Annotated in this window: 2 protein-coding genes; both read right to left on the bottom strand. The window is 35.5% G+C overall.

Going from position 1 to position 1536, the window contains the following annotated elements; genetic code table 11:
* Positions 1-169: 169 nt before the first annotated feature.
* On the bottom strand, positions 170-1021 hold the full coding sequence (locus ABTQ23_RS21105) for an FRG domain-containing protein (protein WP_408617738.1): 852 nt from the start codon (positions 1019-1021) through the stop codon (positions 170-172).
* Positions 1022-1104: 83 nt separating this feature from the next.
* On the bottom strand, positions 1105-1449 hold the full coding sequence (locus ABTQ23_RS21100) for a hypothetical protein (RefSeq protein ID WP_408617737.1): 345 nt from the start codon (positions 1447-1449) through the stop codon (positions 1105-1107).
* Positions 1450-1536: the final 87 nt, after the last annotated feature.

Below are 1536 nucleotides of genomic sequence, written 5' to 3'. Positions count from 1 at the left end.
GGGCTATCGCCGTTAGAGTATGAGCGTCAATATTTTAATGAGGCTAAAAGTCGTCTAGTGAAGTAGTGGCGATTCATTCTAATATCAACTCCATACTGTTTGAATATGGAGTTGATAGCTTGAATTTGTTTATTGATTTCCATATTCACTTCCGAAGCTAACGCCCAAATCAGCCGCGCTCTTTTTGCGTCGGCTGAATTTGCTTGTTAGTAAGTTGTTTCAACAATTTATCAAGTTCATCTCTACTAGCACGTACTTGATCTTTTCGTTTGTTACCAAGTAACTCCAATGTTTGATTACAGTACTTAGCGGCTCCTTCAATCTCTGGAAAAAGAGTTGATGGATGAATGTTCATTAATCGCAAATTTTTAAGTATTTTTAATCGCTCACTATCAGGAATATTCATTTTTATAAAATAGGGAGCATCATCATTTAGAAATTCTTTTACCCAACTTTCCAAATCAAAACTTAAAGGTTGCTTTGTAAACAATCCTGTTTGGGTTAACAACCTAGGGTTTTCATCCGAAATAGGATCAACGAAGTTAAACTTTAGAGAGTCTTCTTTATCGGAATTGTATTTATCAATAACATTCTTCACATAATGAGATGAATTGAGCGCCCATACCGTTCTATATCCTGTACTTGAAGGAGTTGGATCTTCAAATGCAAAGAATAATGCAACATAAATTGAATGAGTCCAATCAAGTAATGGTGTCGCCAGACCATAATGTTGACCTAAAGCCCAAATTTCATCGGTATTGCTATAAACGTCCTTACTAATACTAGACCGACCTCGAATAGACTTTACGAATTCTTTTAATAAAAAATCATATGTACTTTGTAGTTCGATACCTTCTATTTCAATTCTTGCCAATGTCCGGTCAAGGGTTGTTTGTAGTTTCCAGTCTGAGCACCCTTGCCCCCTGAAGACAAACCCCATGTCGTCAGCGAAATAAAATACATTCGGCAAAAAGTCTTCCCAGTTAGAATAATTACGTTCTACAAATGGTCCTTTACTCATAATGCACAATTCCTATGACTTACTAACGCTTTGCTTTGGGGCGCGCGTGGCGCGTCCCAAACAGCAACTTGTTAAGCAATTGTTTATTCATCATATACTTCGAGTGGCTCAGCACATAAGTCATAGACTTCTTCATGATATTGATAAGTAAACCATTTAGTAAAAAGATCGTATGAAATATCCTTTGGCCAGAGATTTTTATCAATATAGAGGTTCTCACACAATTCGTTTTCAACAATTTTTTTGTAATACTCTTTCAATATTAAACCATGACAATTTTGGTCTTCAATATCAATTAAGTAAGCTGTTGGTCGATGATTAATAGTTTCGATAGTCCATCTATGCAGTTCAGGCTTAGCCTTCTTTACCCAACTTAAAAGCTCTTCCGTTGCATAAATAGTTATTTGGTTTCGGTTAAATGATTTCATAAGTACTGCTTAACATTTTATTAGTGCGCATGCGCGTTTTCCAAACCTATTATCTCAAATCAAAAATTCATAACTTGTTGATAAACA

Origin of the sequence: Celerinatantimonas sediminis, from assembly GCF_046054195.1 — a bacterium.
Taxonomy (GTDB): domain Bacteria; phylum Pseudomonadota; class Gammaproteobacteria; order Enterobacterales; family Celerinatantimonadaceae; genus Celerinatantimonas.
This window is presented reverse-complemented; position numbering and strand designations above follow the sequence as displayed.